The sequence below is a fragment of the Chitiniphilus purpureus genome, assembly GCF_025642115.1.
Classification (GTDB): domain Bacteria; phylum Pseudomonadota; class Gammaproteobacteria; order Burkholderiales; family Chitinibacteraceae; genus Chitiniphilus; species Chitiniphilus purpureus.
Map to the genome: position 1 here is coordinate 1,108,050 of NZ_CP106753.1, position 14,337 is coordinate 1,122,386.

The following is a 14,337-nucleotide window of genomic DNA, read 5'->3' on the forward strand; positions in this document are numbered from 1 at the left end:
GCCGGCTTTTCGGGCACGGATGCCAAAAGTGCGGCGCAAGCCGGCCGGGTGTCAAGCGGCGATTCCTTGCCAGCATGCTGCAAGCCGGGTGTGGCATATCGGCGTCGGCCCACCGCAGCGCCATGCATTGCCGGGCCGACCACGCCGGTATGTGTCCGCAGTGGGGGGCCGTCGCTGTTGCGCCGGGGGGGGGGGGGGTCGGCCACGGCAGAACCAAGTACGGTGTCCGGTCTTGGCCTGGCCGGCTGCATGCGGGAGGGTCGTTGTTCACTCCACGCATGGCCGCGGGGGCCGGCCGGTTGCTGTGCGTACTACAGGCCGGCGGCGGTGAACCATTGTGGAAAGCGCTGTTTGAGCCCAGGCAGATAGGAGCGGGCCACCGGAATGGCGTGGCTGCCGACCAGCAGCTCCACCCCGCCGTTGCGGGCGCGGCGGCCGGTCGTCACCGCTGCTGGGCGTACCAGGTAGGAGCGATGCACCTGCAGCAGCAACTGTTCGTCGAAGTAAAGCTGCAACGCCCGCAGCCGCAGCGTCACATGCACCGGTGCCGCGAGGTCGCTGGCGTGGATGCCGCTGTAGCCGCGGTCGGCGCGGATGAACAGCAGCTTGTCGCGCCGGCTCGCCACTTCGTACAGCTCGGCCAGCAGCTGCGGCTGGCGTGCCAGGGTCTGCAGCTGGCGCCGTACCAGCACCAGCTGGTTGGCAAGGCTGCGGAAGTAGATTTCCTCGGTATCCGACAGTGGTTCGTGGAAATGCAGCGCCACATGATGGTCGGCAAGTGCCGTGTGCCGCACCACCGCCTCGCGGCGGTCGGCTGACAGCGTCAACACGTCATCGTCCGACGTTCCGGGCAGCAGATCCTGCCCGCCTTCCAGGCGCTCGGCCTGGCTGACGCGATCGTCCTCCTCCAGAAAGCGCAGCAGCGTGTCGAGCATGCATTCCACGCTGCGCTCGCCGGCCAGCTGCGCCGCGAAACGCTGCAGCTGCGCCAGTTCATCGCCGCTGTGCGGCAGGCGGCGCGCGGCGACGCTGTCAGTCAGCGGCTGCAATTGCTGGCACAGCGTCAGGCTGTCGGCCGCGATGCGCTGCAGCTGCGCATGCTGTGGCGGCGCCAGCCGCGCGGCATGGCGTGTCCGCAGCCGGGTGGCCATGTGCGCGGCCAGGCTCAGGTCGCCGGGCAGCGCGGCCAGTACCTCCACCACCTCGTCGCGCGCCAGCAGCTCGCCCTTGCGTATCCGGCGTTGCCGGCGCCGCACCAGCCACCAGCCGGTCAGGCTGGCCAGCAGCACCAACGATGCGCTGCCGGAAAGCCAGGGGCCGGCGTCCAGGATGCGGCGCTGCAGATCGAGCCAGGCGCTGCGCCACGGATGGTAGTGACGAAAGGTCTGGCTGATCAGGCTGGCATTGCCGACATCGTCGCTGCTCACCTCCCACAGTGCCACGCCGCCCAGCCGCTCCCGGTCGATGAAGGCGAGCTTGGCGGCGAGCGAGCGCTGGCTCTCGAACGACACGAACTGCCCGTCCGAGGCGCGGTAGAGCATGCTGGCCTGGGCCTGTACATCCCAATGCAGCTTGAATTGTCCGCTGTCGCGCATCCGGCGCACCTCACCCAGCGTGAACACGCCGCTTGGCCCGGTCTTTTCGTTGTCCCAGGTGCCCCAGGGCGCACCCCGGTGCGGCTGGCCCAGCCCCTGGTCGACCGGTGGCACGCCAAGCCAGCCGGCGCCCTGGGCCGGCAGCATCACCACCAGTTTGGCGCGCGGGATGCCCAGCGCCAGCGCATCCTCGGTCGCCTGCGCCACGCTGGGCTGGCCGCGTGGTGCGTACAACGGCGCCTTGTGGCCGGTGCGCTTGCTCCAGGCACCATGGAAATCGGTGGCGATCAGCGACACGAAATCGGCCTGGGCCGCGAGTGGCCGGTAATCGCCCGGCGCGACGCGGCGCATATGCGGCCCCAGCGTGATCGCGATCTGGCAACCGCGCGTGCGCAGCCGGCAGGCCTGGCGCAACCCGGTGAGCAACTGCGCGAAGTGGACCAGATCGTCCGGCCGCCTGGCGGTATTCGGATGACCACCCGCCACCGGGTAGCGCCAGTCGATCTCGATGCCGTCAAAGCCGTGGCGATCCATGAAGGCCACGGCGTCCTGTACAAAGCGCCGCCGCAGTGCCGCATCGGCCGCGACATTGGAAAGCGGGCCGGTCCAGTTCCAGCCGCCGACCGAGATCAGCACCGCCAGACGCGGGTTGCGTGCCTTCAGTTCGGGGATCAGTGCGTAGTTGCCGCGGTGCAGCGTGCCGTCGCCGCCCGGCTGGATCTTGACCAGATCGGTGAAGAAGTCGCCCGGGGCGAGCGTGCCGTCAGCCTTCAGCTCGGCGTAGGTGTAGACCAGATGGGTCAGCTTCTCGGCCGGCGCATCGGACAGCACTGCACCATGGCTGTAGCTGGCCCAGAACGGGAAATAGGCGACCAGGCGCTGCCCGGCCGAGTCGGCGGTAGCCTGGGCCGGCCCGGCAAGCAGGCAGAGCGCGAGAAGCAGGCGCAGCAGCATGGCCATCTTATTGTGGTGGAGCGATGGCGATCGATTCTAGGGCGTCTGCGCGCCCGCATTGCCCTGGCAGGTACGCGCGGTTCAGTCGATATGACGGATGGTCGGTATCTTCACCGCCAGTGCCAGGACCAGCACTGCCATGGTCAACCCGAACAACGGCATGATCCAGCCGATCGATACATGCAATCCGAGCAGCGCGGTCACCAGGGCGTAGGAGATGGGCGACAGGCCCATCGAGGCCATGGTGTTCAGGCTCATCACCCGGCCGATCTTGCTGCGGTCGGTGTAATGCTGGATCAGCGACATCATCGGCACGTTGTTCGACACCACGCCCAACCCCAGCAGGAACTGCAGCGCCACCGCCGGGTATAGCCAGTGCGTATGCGCGAGCAGCCCCAGCACCACGCCTTCGAACGCGATCACCAGCACGATCATCAACAGGCGCTTCTTGGTCGGCGGATACAGCGTCAGCAGGATGCCGCCCAGCACCATGCCGGCCGCGAACGCGCTTTGCAGATAGGAGAGCGTGGTGGCGGAGCCGGCAAGGTTGTCGTTGGCGACGATGGGCACGCCCAGCCCCAGCGGCCCCATGAACAGCAGGTTGGCGATGGCGTAGACGATCATCAGCGAGCGCAGCACCGGCGTGGCCAGCGCATACTGCAGCCCTTCCTTGAGTTCGGCCAGCAGATGATTGCCGCCCTCGCCGCGCTCGATCTCCGGCTCGCGCAGGAACAGCATGCACAGTACGCCCAGGCTGAGTGTGACGCCGGTGAAGGCGAACACGCTCTGGTAGGACAACTGCGCAAGCAGGATGCCGCCCAGCACCGGGCCGAACACCAGTCCGATCTGGTTGGTGGTCAGCATGATGGAGTTGGCGCGCGACAGATCCGCATCGCGCACGATGCCGGGCAGGAGCGCACCGCTGGCAGGCCAGAAGAAGGCGTCGAGCGCACCATACAGGAAGGCGAACACCGTCAGCATCACGATATCCAGCTGGCCAAGCGCGAGCAGGCCCACCAGTGCGAACAGCAACACGACGCGGATGCCCATCGAGGCGACGATGATGCGCCCGCGCTTCATCCGGTCGGCCACCACCCCGCCGATCGCCATCAGCGCGATGCGCGGCACCGAGCCGGCGATCATCACCCAGCCCAGCTGCGCCTTGGCGCCCAACTGGTTCACCACGTACCAGGTTTCGGCCAGCATCGCGACCGCCAGCGCGAGGTTGCCGATCACACTGGCAAGCCAGAGCAGCAGGAAATTGCGGTTGCGCAAAAGGGGCAGGGGCTGGGACATGGGAGGAAAAGGCGCTGTGCTAGACTTTGGGCTTCTTACCGAGCATAGGCGTTGCGCGCTGCACGCGCCGCGCTGCCGGACCAGAACGAATGGTAGCCCCAGGTTGTAAGCCTGCGTAGCGCACCAAGCGCCCCGACAACCTGGGCAAAAGATTTTTCTGATCCCGAGGAACCCCCCATGTCCTACCGCAAAATGGCCGAGCTGGATCTGGCCAACAAGAAAGTATTGATCCGCGCCGATCTGAATGTGCCGGTCAAGGAAGGCGTGATCGGCGACGACACGCGTATCCGCGCTTCGCTGCCCACCATCGAGGCGGCGCTCAAGGCTGGTGCCGGCGTGCTGGTGATGAGCCATTTGGGCCGCCCCACCGAAGGCGAGTTCAAGGCCGAGGATTCGCTCGCGCCGGTGGCGCGCCGGCTGTCCGAACTGCTGGGCCGCGATGTCCCGGTGATCGCCGATTGGCAAGGCTATGCGGTCAAGCCCGGTGAGCTTGCGTTGCTGGAGAACGTGCGCATCAATCCGGGTGAGAAGAAGAACAGCGAGGCGCTCGGCCGGCAGTATGCGGCGCTGGCCGATGTGTTCGTCAACGACGCCTTCGGCACCGCGCACCGCGCCGAAGCATCGACCCATGCCGTGGCCCAGTTTGCCCCGGTGGCCGCCGCCGGGCTGCTGCTGGCCGCCGAGCTGGATGCGCTTGGCAAGGCGCTGGCCGCGCCGGCGCGCCCGCTCGTGGCCATCGTCGCCGGCTCCAAGGTCTCGACCAAGCTCACCATCCTCGAATCGCTGGCGGACAAGGTTGACCAGCTGATCGTCGGCGGTGGCATCGCCAATACCTTCCTGCTTGCGCAAGGGCATGCCATCGGCAAGTCGCTGGCCGAGCCCGATCTCGTCGACAACGCCAGGTCGGTGATCGCCAAGCTGCGCGCGCGCGGCGGCGACGTGCCGCTGCCCACCGACGTGGTGGTCGGCAAGCGGTTTGATGCCAACGAGCCGGCGGTGGTCAAGCCGCTTGCCAAGGTCAGCGACGACGACATGATCTTCGACATCGGCCCGGATTCGGCCCAGGCATTGGCGCAACTGCTTGGGCAGGCCGGCACCATTGTCTGGAACGGCCCGGTCGGCGTGTTCGAATTCGACCAGTTCGGACACGGCACCGAAACCCTGGCGCGCGCCGTCGCCGCATCGCCTGCCTTCTCGATCGCCGGGGGCGGCGATACGCTGGCCGCGGTGGCCAAGTACGGCATTACCGACGACGTCAGCTATATCTCCACCGGCGGCGGTGCCTTCCTCGAATTCCTTGAAGGCAAGGTCCTGCCGGCCGTGGCCATCCTGGAGGCGCGTGCCCAGGACTGAGCCGCACGTTACGCTGCCGACGACGCCGGCCCTGCGGGGCCGGCGTCGGCGTTATGGGCATGCCACGCGCCACGCCGGACCATGCCGGGGCACCGCCGATGGGGGCGGAAAGGCCATCCGTGTCGGCCGGCTGGCGGGCCGGGGCGATTTGTTGAAGAATCGCCCGGATGCGGCGCGCTGCGCGGCAGGCCGGCCAGGTGCATCACCCATGGGCGGCATGGACCTTCCCGGAAGAACAAGGATGGATGGAACGATGAAACGAATGCTGGGGCTGCTGCTGGCAGCCTGCTGCAGTGTCGCCGGCGCCAGCGAAGGCATGGTGCAGCGGGCGCTGGAGAGCCGCAACTACGAACTGGCCTTTGCCACCGCCCGGGCTGACGTGGACGACGGCAGCGCCACCGACGTCACGCGGATGCTCCTGGCCCAGTTGTATCTGCAGGGCCAGGGCACCAACCGCGATCCGCTGGCCGCGGAAAAGCTGCTGCGGCCGCTGGCCGGGCAAGGCACCGCCGAAGCGCAGTTCCTGCTGGCGGGCACGCTGATGGCACAGTCGGCCGACCGCCTCCTGGGCGAGGACGGCGACGTCGACCGTGCCAAGCTCAAGGCGCAGGCCGCCAGGCCCGCCAGTGCGCGTCCGCTCGAACGCGAGGCGGCAGAGTGGTTGATGAAGGCCGCCGCGCAGAAGCTGCCGCGCGCGCTCAATGTGCTGGCGACCGAGCTGGGCAACCTGTCTGCCGGACTGACCAGCGCGCAGAAGGCTGCCTGGTTCGAAGCGGCCGGCAAGCCCGAATGGGCGCAGGCCACGCTGTTGGGCGAAAGCTTGGTGTCGCTGCGCCTGCGGCGCGAGGTGCTGCTCGATCCGGCGGTGCAGGCTGCATTGCAGCAGCAGGCGCTGGCCGCCGGCTGCAATGACGAGGATCTCAAGCTTGTCGCCACCCGGCTTGACGGCCCGGTGCGCGATGCGGACTACCTCACGCTGCGGCTGGCGCCGCCGGTCAACTACACGCTGCTGGCGGGCAACTGGCGCGAGATCTGGAGTACCGGGGCATGCGGCAAGCGCTTCGACGTGACGCTCGCCTTCCAGGCCGACGGCCTGGGCGGCGCCAGCTTCACGTTGCAGCCCGTCGCACCGTCACCAAAGCCGAAGGCGGCGCCGGCACGATGACCCCCGCCCGGTGCGTCGCAACATTCATCGGTGCCCCGGGCCGGGTTCAGGTGTTTCCCTATTGCGGCAAGTCCTGATGTTGTAGCGCCAATGGCGGCACTACATTTTGTGTTGCGATGCAACATCAGGAGAGCCGCCATGTCACTTGTCAGTCTGCGCCAGGTATTGGACCACGCCGCCGAATTCAGCTACGGCGTGCCGGCCTTCAACGTCAACAACCTGGAGCAGGTGCAGGCCATCCTGTCCGCGGCAGCCGAAACCGACAGCCCGGTGATCCTGCAGGCCAGTGCCGGCGCGCGCAGGTATGCCGGCGAAGCCTTCATCAAGCACCTGATCCAGGCTGCGGTCGAAAGCCACCCGGAGCTGCCCATCGTGATGCATCAGGACCACGGCGTCAGTCCGGCGGTATGCCGCAGTGCGATCGAACTGGGGTTTTCCAGCGTGATGATGGACGGCTCGCTGCGCGAGGACGGCAAGACCCCGGCCGATTTCGACTACAACGTGGCGGTGACCCGGCAGGTGGTGGCATTCGCGCATGAGCGTGGCGTCTCGGTGGAAGGCGAGCTGGGCTGCCTGGGCAGCCTGGAAACCGGCTGCGGCGAGGCCGAGGATGGAGTGGGTGCAACACGCACGCTCTGCCGTGACGAGCTGCTCACCGATCCGCAGCAGGCGCGGCGCTTTGTCGACGAGACCGGCGTGGATGCACTGGCGATCGCCATCGGCACCAGCCACGGCGCCTACAAGTTCTCCCGCCCGCCCAGTGGTGACGTGCTTGCCATCGACCGGGTACGGCAGATCCATGAAGCGATTCCCCAGACCCACCTGGTATTGCACGGCAGCTCCAGCGTGCCGCAGTCATTGTTGGACGAAGTGCGCCGCTACGGCGGCGACCTCAAGCCGACCTGGGGCGTACCGGTGGCGGATATCCAACGCGCCATCCGTTATGGCGTGCGCAAGATCAATATCGATACCGACCTGCGTCTGGCCATGACCGGCGCCATCCGCCGGCATTTCGCCGAACATCCGGAGGACTTCGACCCGCGTCAATATCTGAAGGAAGGGATCGCCGCCATGCGCGCGGTATGCATCGATCGCTTCGAAGCCTTCGGCGCCGCCGGCCAGGCAAGCCGGATCTGGCCGGTGCCGTTGTGGCGCATCGCCCGCCGCTACCACCGCGCCGAGCCGGCCGCAGCCTGAACGACGGCACGCCAGCAGCGAGCACGCACCCGGCTCTTCCTACAGCAGGTTCCGCTTCTGCAGCCAGCGCGCATGCTGGAACAGCTGCTCGGCCTCGGGGTCGCGTGGCGGGATGCGGTCGTGTTCGTAGGCGCAGGTGAAGGCCAGTTGGGCCGCCTGCGTGGTGGCGAGGCCGGACAGGGTGGGACTCCGGGAGGTTTCTGGGAGCGGGCTTTTGCCGCAGCCGAGCAACAGCGCGGTGAACAGCAAGGCCCCGCCCGCCGCACCCTTCAACCTCACGACCCGGCCTGCAACGGCCGGCCGGTCGCCGGATCGAGCCCCTTGGCCTTGGCCATTTCGGCGATGCGTGCCGCATCGGGCAGCGGCGGTGCCTTGCCGGATTCCCATTCCTTCACCCACTGGATCTGCCCGTCCCACGGTGGCAGCTGGGCCGGCGGCAACGGCACGATCTGGTCGATCTCGTCGACGGTGGGGTTGAGGTAGGAATAGCGCTCCAGGATGTCGGACAGGATCTTGTAGCGCCGGGAGCGTTCCTCGTCTTTTGCGAGACCCAAATAAGCAAGGCTGTCTTCAGTGGGTGGGGCCAAAAATGAACGGCGTAGTTTGTTTGCAGCCAGATCGCTTCCTGCCTTAACAGCCATCTGGAAGTACTTGGTTGCAGCTTCGAGTTTGCCCTCATCTTGCAAATGAACTGCGTACTCCATTGCTGCCTCAGTGTGCCCTTGCTCCGCCGCACACTTCTTCATTTGCAATCCGATCCGGAACGGCACCGCGTAATCAATTCCTAGCATAAATAGGCGATCACCAACGTAATACTGCGCCTCTGGGCTACCCAGGTCCGCTGTCTTGCGCAGATAGGTCAGCGATTTGCGCGGGTCGCCGACCACCCCATAGCCCTTGTTCAGCAAAACCCCCATGTCGTAGTAGCCCTGCGGGATGCCGCGCCGGATCAGATCCTGTGCCAGCTGCACCGGCAGCGAGAGTGCGTCCGACGCATCGCTCTGGCCACGGATCAGCAGCAGCGCCAGGTTGTGTGCCGCCTTGTCGTGGCCGTGCGCCGCGGCGATGCGGTACAGCCGCTCGAACACCGGGTACTGCGCCGGGTCTTCCTTCAGCAGGTTCCGCTTCTGCAGCCAGCGGGCGTGCTGGAACAGCTGTTCCGCCTCCGGGTCGCGCGGCGGGATGCGGTCTTTCTCATAAGCGCAGGTGAAGGCCAGTTGAGCCTCCTGGGTGGCGGCGAGGCCGGACATGGCGGTGCTCCGGGAGGTTTCTGGGGGCGGGCTCTTGCCGCAGCTGCTCAGCAGCACGGCCAGTAGCAAGGTCAGGATCGGGCGCATGGGTCAGTCCGAGTCGCTGAGCGTGGGATCGATACGCATGAAGCCGCGCAGCGAGGCTTGAGGGGTTCTGGTTTTTGCTTCCCGTTCTTTATTAATTTTTATGAGTTCCCCCCACATCTGGAATGCATCGGCCACATCCTCCTGTGCCCCAATCCCCTTGGTATGGATGCGCCACAGGTCCAGCCGCGCCTGCTTGCTGATGTGCGGGTTGCAGTGCGCGATATTCAGCTCGCTGTCCACTTCCATGCTGCGGCTGTTGATGTTGGTGCTGCCCAGCGTCATGAAGGTGTCGTTGACGATCATCAGCTTGGCATGCACGTACACCTCGTTCCAGATCCGGCCGGCCGGGGTATCCGGCGGCACCAGGGTGCAGACGTGCACCTTCAGGCCGGGGCGCGGTTCGGGGGCGATGAGGTCGGTCTGCGGCAGACCCGGGCCCTGGCCCTGCTCCGCCTGCTTGGCCAGCCGTTCCAGTTCATCGCGCTGGCGTTGCAGCTCGTCCCGCCGGCGCTGCAGTTCGACCCGCTGCTTGATCAGCGCGTTGTAGCGTTCCAGGTCGGCGCGGGTCTTGGGGTTCTGGGTATAGGCGGACGGGTACTGGCCGTCCTTGAACACGGCCGGGTTGGGCAGCGTCCTGTCGATGCGGGCCAGGTTGCGGCTGGCCAGGTCAAGGCGCTGATCCAGCTGCGCGATGGCGAGGCGCTGGTCGTCGATGCGCTGCTGCAGTTCCACCCCCGGCATCGCGTCGGCGCGCCCCAGGCTGTCGAGCATTTCATGGGTCTTGACCGTGCCCTTGCCCAGGCCGGCGTTGCTGCTGTTGGTGACCACGAACAGGTACAGCGAGCGGTGCCGGGCCGGATCGCGGCCCCACTGGCATTGCTTGGTGGCTGCGTTCCTGATCTTGTCCGCCAACGGCGGCCAGCGGAAGTACTGGTTCTCGATGTAGATGCACTGGGTGGCGTTGTTGACCGCCTGCAGGTAGGCCTTCTTGATGTCCTCGACCCGGTATTGCGGCTGGGTGCGCAACACCTGGCCCTGGATGCGCTGCCCCAGCGTGTCGCGCAATGGATAGTAGGCAGGCGGTTCCGGCAGGACTTCGCCGGTGTCGTGCTTCCAGGCCTGCCGGAAGTTGCGCACCAGGTCGCCGCACAGCTGCCCGGTGATCCGGCTGGAGAGATCCTGGCGCGGCAGCTTGCCGTTGCGGCCGGTGCGGGCGCTGCGCTGCACACAGCTGTGGTCCGAGGTGTCCCAGTACTCGTCCAGCATGTTGTGGCCCATCACGAACCCGATGTGGTCGGCCGGGCTTTCGTAGTCGACCAGCACCATCTTCTGGTGATGGCTGGGCGAGGCCGCCAGGGTGCGCCGCATGCCCCCGGAGATGTTGCGGTCTTCGTAGTCCTGGTTGAGCAGCTGGTTGCGCTCGCTGAGCGTAAAACCGCGGCTGCGGAAGTGCAGGTTCCGGACCGTGGTGTCGTCCAGCAGGTCCTGGACGCGTTTCACGCCGGCCTGTACCAGCCCCCGGTCGCGATCGTAGCGGCTGAACCATTGGCTGTCGTAGTCGTTCTGCGCCTGGGTGCTGGTGGGCGGCACATCCATCGCGCTGGGGCGGTACGGGCCGGAGCGGTTGGGCATGTTCGGCTCGTCGACGGCGGCACCGGTGCCGCTGACGTAGTAGGGGCCGACGCTGTAGCACAGCACCCGTACCTTGATGCCGGCGGCGGCCTTTTGCGCCAGCAGCGCGCCGATCGCGGGTGACCTGCCGTCGCGGATGAAGTGCATCGACGGCTGGAATCCCCAGCAGATGATGCAGACCGAGTGCCTGGCCTGTTCGATCGCCCGGTGCACCGCGCCAAAGGCCTGCTCGCCGTTGATCAGGAATTCGAAGTTGCCGTTGAGCGGGTGGTATTCAGAGTGCTGCACGAACCAGGGTGGCGTGAGGGTGCAGTGCAGCCCCTGGTTCACCGAGATCGGCGTGACGATCTTGTCGCCCATGCGCTATTCGCCTTTGGCTGGAGGTTGGAACAAGGCCAGGAAGTCCTCACGTGCAGTACGTTGTTCTCCGGCACGTCCGCCTTCCGGGGCGTCGCCGGTCTGGTGTCTATGAAAGCCCTGGTTGGCCGGGTCGCCCTGGGCGGCATTGCGGTAGTCGACCGCAACCGGAATGTCGTAGACCACGCCATTGGCCATTTCCACCCGATACTGCTGGATCAACGGGCTGTGGTCCTGCACTGGCACCTGGCCGAGCGCGTCGATCACGCCCTCCGCCTTGAGCGCGCCGTCGGCATAGAGCTGGTAGGGCATGCCGGCCCAGCTGCTCTTCACCCCCAGCGGCGCCTGATCGAGGTGGATGGCCGGCGGGGTGGCGAGCACCTGCGCCGGGAAGGCCGGGTGGCCGGGCGATAGTTTATCCGGCCCATCGAAGCTGTAGCTGCTGGCCTTGATGCTGATCTGGCCCGGCGCATGCAGGTCGATCCGGCCATCCCGCATCCGGATAGCGGCCCCGCCGCAATTGAGCAGCATCTCCGCCTTGGCCACCCCGGTCAGTTGCTGCTGGTTGGCGTGCAGGCGCACATTCTGGTCGCCGACGATCTCCACATCCCCACTTTGCGCCTGCAGCTGCGCATGGCCCTTCGCGGTGATCAATTTGAGATTCACCTTGTCCACCACCCCCTGCACGAACAGGCTGATCCGGCTGCCGACGTTGTGAATCCAACGGCGGGCGGTGCTCTGCTGGGTGTCGCGCTGGCTGAGGGTGTCCAGGTTCTGCCCGCTGTTCAGCACCAGGGCGTGGGCAGTGGTCAGCGCGATGCCGGCCGGGGCGCTGGCGAGCAGGATGGGTTGCTGGCCAGGTTGCTCCTTCGCGGTCTTGCCTTGTTCGTCGGTGTTGGAACCGGCTTCCCAGGCCTTGAGCGCTTCGTTCAGGTGATCCAGGTGGCCGTGCTGGGTCTTGGCTTGCTTTTCGCCTTCAACATCCACCGTGTCCGGGCCGATCTCAGCCGGGTCGGCCAGTTGGTGTTGCGCGGTGTCGCTGAGGGTCTGTGCCAGTTGTTGCGCGGCTTCAAGCTGCGCCTGGGCCTGCGCCCGGTCCAGTTGCTGGCCGGCGGCGCCGGGCTGGGCTTCGGTGCTGAGCAGCAGCCCGTGCGCGGCGCGCAGGGCACCGGCGTGGTCGGTGCGCAGTTCGAAGCCGTCGCCACGGGGTTCAGCCTTGCCATCACGGCGCGGGTGGGCGAGGTAGCCCTGGTTGAGCTGGGTCTTGCCGTGTTCGGACGAGAGCTTGAGGCGCAGCTCGCCCTGGGTGTCGTCGAACAGCAGCTCGTTGTAGCGGGTGGTGCCGAACTCCTGGCTCTTGATGCCGGACAGGGTGTGGTTGGCCGGCAGGCTGCCGGCGCCGGAGAAGGTGGGCGGCAGGTGGCTGCCGTTGTAGAGGGTGCCGACCACCAGCGGCCGGTCGATGTCGCCCTCCACGAAGTCCACCAGCACTTCCTGGCCGATGCGCGGGATGAACTGGTGGCCCCACTGCGCCCCGGCGCTGGGGTAGGCGACGCGGAGCCAGCAGCTGGAACGCTCGTCCTGGTTGGCGCCGAAGTCCGGGTGTTCCGGGCGGCGCTGCCAGTGCAGCTGCACCTTGATCCGGCCGTAGGGGTCGGTATGCACTTCCTGGCCGGCCGGGCCGACCACGGTGGCGGTCTGCACGCCGGGGGCGGTGGGCCTGGCATGCTCGGTGTGGCTGTATAAAGGCGGCAGCGGGATGCCGCGGCGCTGGGCGTCGAAGTCGACCTGGAACGGCGCGGCCTCCCCAGCGGATTCGCCCAACTGGGCCAGCAATCCGCCCGGCAGGTTGTTGCGGGCGCGGAAGGTGAGCCGGGTGGCGACGAACTCGCGCTGCTCGGGCGCGTCGGCGTCGTGGTGTGGGTGGTCGCGCAGCTGGAACCATTCGCCCACCCGCAGGCTGCGCAGTGTGCCGCTGCCGGCAAAGCCCTTTTTGTGCGCATCCAGCGCCTGCTGGCGCAGCCGGGCATAGCGGGCCAGCGCGTCGTCGTCGCTGGCGTAGTACAGCGTCTGCGCGTCGTAGTCCGCCAAGGTGCGCTCGGCCTGCGCGCCACCGTCGCCCTGGTCGATCCCCGTGCCGTCCTGGGCCTGCAGCGTCGCCACCGGCCGGTAGTCGAAGCTGGCCAGCGCCACCTGGGCGGTGCCCAGCTGGCGGGCGCTGGTCCAGCCGGTGAGGCTGTCCTCGGTCTCGGTGGCATCGGCGCGATGGAAGCGCACGCTGCCCTGCTGGGCCTGCGGCAGCGCATAGGGGTCGTCGAACACCACCAGCGTCACCTTGGGCGTGTCACCGGCGGCGTGGTCGAAGCGATAGGCCAGCCCTTCCTCGGCCAGCAGCCGGCTGACGAAGGCGAGATCGGTCTCGCGGTACTGCAGGCAATAGGAGCGCAGCGGGTAGGTCTCGCGCAGTTCGAAGCGCACGGCAAAGCCGGCGGCGAACACCGGGTTGCCGGCCAGGTGTTCATCGAGCACGGCGCGGACGAGGTCGGGGACGGTGCGGTCCTGGAACACCCGGCTGGTACGACGGTGGGCCAGCAGCGCGAGCGGGGGTTCGATGGTCAGCGCATAGCGGGCGAAGCCGCCGTCGGCGGGCAGCGCCTCGGCGCGGGTGATGACGCCACCGCGCACCAGCTCACCGCCGTCGGCGGTCAGGATGCCGAGCTGGGCGGGCAGGCCGAGCAGGGATTTGAGTTCCAGATCGACCGACGGCGACAGGCATTCAACGCGGTAGCGGTAAGGCTGGGACAGCGCCTCGCTGCCCGTGGCGCTGTGCGGCAGCAGCGTCCCGCCCCAATGCGCCCCGTCGCCCAGCTGCAGCGTGACCAGCCGCTGGTCCTGCGTAAAGGCGCTGGCGAACGAGGACAGCAGGGTGGCGAGGTCCATGGAAGTTGAGCGATGGCGTCAGAAAGGCGCAATGGTAGCGTTGGCCAATCTTTTACTCAAAAGGCATGGGCGTGAAGGGCAAAACAGCTGATGGGCGTAACGTAGTCAGCAGGATATGCAGGATGCACGGGCGAAAAAAAACGGCGCTGATGCGCCGTTCAACCAAGCCGCCGGTACCGCAGACAGGGGGCGGGGGTAACGGTACCGGGGCGGTATGTCTATCGCCTTACTTGGACGAATGTTCGCCTTCAGCGTGCGGCTTGCTGGCTTCCGGCTGGTCAGCCGGGGCAGTGCTGTTGGCGTGGGCAGCGCCCAGGGTGAAGGCGGACAGAGCAGCGACAGCGGCAAACTTGGCGAACAGTTGACGGATTTGCATTGTGATTACTCCAAGTGAGGTAAGAGGCGGTGGCAGGGCCACACAGGCTACCCTGCAGCACACTCCGTGCCAGATCCTGAAATATCTTATGAATCATATGCTTAATAAACTGGTGCTTCTGGCATGGCGTCAACT

The 14,337-nt window shown here is 67.0% G+C and carries 10 protein-coding genes; 3 read left to right on the forward strand and 7 right to left on the reverse strand.

Going from position 1 to position 14,337, the window contains the following annotated elements:
• Window positions 1–311: 311 nt before the first annotated feature.
• Together N8I74_RS04775 and N8I74_RS04780 are read right to left on the reverse strand one after the other, a co-directional pair.
• Entirely contained in the window at window positions 312–2,549 is a 2,238-nt protein-coding gene (locus N8I74_RS04775; RefSeq protein WP_263125795.1) for a glycosyl hydrolase family 18 protein, read from the reverse strand.
• 81 nt (window positions 2,550–2,630) lie between these two features.
• Window positions 2,631–3,845, reverse strand: a complete 1,215-nt coding sequence (locus tag N8I74_RS04780) for an MFS transporter (protein ID WP_263125796.1) — start codon at window positions 3,843–3,845, stop codon at window positions 2,631–2,633.
• A gap of 177 nt (window positions 3,846–4,022) precedes the next feature.
• On the opposite strand from N8I74_RS04780, the gene N8I74_RS04785 reads away from it, so the two are divergent.
• The 3 genes from N8I74_RS04785 (at window position 4,023) to fba (ending at window position 7,560) form a co-directional block, all read left to right on the forward strand.
• Complete coding sequence (locus N8I74_RS04785) at window positions 4,023–5,198, forward strand: phosphoglycerate kinase (RefSeq protein ID WP_263125797.1); 1,176 nt, start codon at window positions 4,023–4,025, stop codon at window positions 5,196–5,198.
• 253 nt (window positions 5,199–5,451) lie between these two features.
• The gene (locus N8I74_RS04790; RefSeq protein WP_263125798.1) at window positions 5,452–6,363 is read left to right on the forward strand and encodes an SEL1-like repeat protein; all 912 of its coding nucleotides are present in this window, start codon (window positions 5,452–5,454) and stop codon (window positions 6,361–6,363) included.
• A 138-nt stretch (window positions 6,364–6,501) separates the two neighbouring features.
• The gene (gene fba, locus N8I74_RS04795; RefSeq protein ID WP_263125799.1) at window positions 6,502–7,560 is read left to right on the forward strand and encodes a class II fructose-bisphosphate aldolase; all 1,059 of its coding nucleotides are present in this window, start codon (window positions 6,502–6,504) and stop codon (window positions 7,558–7,560) included.
• Between the two features lie 39 nt (window positions 7,561–7,599).
• On the opposite strand, the gene N8I74_RS04800 is transcribed toward fba, so the two are convergent.
• From N8I74_RS04800 to N8I74_RS04820, 5 genes are all read right to left on the reverse strand, one after another.
• Window positions 7,600–7,839 carry a hypothetical protein gene (locus N8I74_RS04800; RefSeq protein ID WP_263125800.1) on the reverse strand — a complete coding sequence of 80 codons (240 nt, stop codon included), beginning with the start codon at window positions 7,837–7,839 and terminating at the stop codon, window positions 7,600–7,602.
• Complete coding sequence (locus N8I74_RS04805; RefSeq protein ID WP_263125801.1) at window positions 7,836–8,897, reverse strand: SEL1-like repeat protein; 1,062 nt, start codon at window positions 8,895–8,897, stop codon at window positions 7,836–7,838. Before N8I74_RS04805 ends, N8I74_RS04800 begins: the two co-directional genes overlap by 4 nt.
• 3 nt (window positions 8,898–8,900) lie before the next feature.
• Window positions 8,901–10,889, reverse strand: coding sequence for a phospholipase D-like domain-containing protein (locus tag N8I74_RS04810; RefSeq protein WP_263125802.1), 1,989 nt, complete (start codon window positions 10,887–10,889; stop codon window positions 8,901–8,903).
• A gap of 3 nt (window positions 10,890–10,892) precedes the next feature.
• Window positions 10,893–13,826: a type VI secretion system Vgr family protein gene (locus N8I74_RS04815; RefSeq protein ID WP_263125803.1), complete on the reverse strand. Its 2,934-nt coding sequence runs from the start codon at window positions 13,824–13,826 to the stop codon at window positions 10,893–10,895.
• A gap of 226 nt (window positions 13,827–14,052) precedes the next feature.
• Complete coding sequence (locus tag N8I74_RS04820; RefSeq protein WP_263125804.1) at window positions 14,053–14,202, reverse strand: hypothetical protein; 150 nt, start codon at window positions 14,200–14,202, stop codon at window positions 14,053–14,055.
• Between the last annotated feature and the right edge of the window lie 135 nt (window positions 14,203–14,337).

Bases quoted from the DNA above. Each gene is read 5' to 3' on its own strand.
- N8I74_RS04815 (WP_263125803.1), bottom strand. From the start codon at position 13,826: ATGGACCTCGCCACCCTGCTGTCCTCGTTCGCCAGCGCCTTTACGCAG.
- N8I74_RS04805 (WP_263125801.1), bottom strand. From the start codon at position 8,897: ATGCGCCCGATCCTGACCTTGCTACTGGCCGTGCTGCTGAGCAGCTGC.
- N8I74_RS04775 (WP_263125795.1), bottom strand. From the start codon at position 2,549: ATGCTGCTGCGCCTGCTTCTCGCGCTCTGCCTGCTTGCCGGGCCGGCC.
- N8I74_RS04810 (WP_263125802.1), bottom strand. From the start codon at position 10,889: ATGGGCGACAAGATCGTCACGCCGATCTCGGTGAACCAGGGGCTGCAC.
- N8I74_RS04785 (WP_263125797.1), top strand. From the start codon at position 4,023: ATGTCCTACCGCAAAATGGCCGAGCTGGATCTGGCCAACAAGAAAGTA.
- N8I74_RS04790 (WP_263125798.1), top strand. From the start codon at position 5,452: ATGAAACGAATGCTGGGGCTGCTGCTGGCAGCCTGCTGCAGTGTCGCC.
- N8I74_RS04780 (WP_263125796.1), bottom strand. From the start codon at position 3,845: ATGTCCCAGCCCCTGCCCCTTTTGCGCAACCGCAATTTCCTGCTGCTC.
- fba (WP_263125799.1), top strand. From the start codon at position 6,502: ATGTCACTTGTCAGTCTGCGCCAGGTATTGGACCACGCCGCCGAATTC.
- N8I74_RS04820 (WP_263125804.1), bottom strand. From the start codon at position 14,202: ATGCAAATCCGTCAACTGTTCGCCAAGTTTGCCGCTGTCGCTGCTCTG.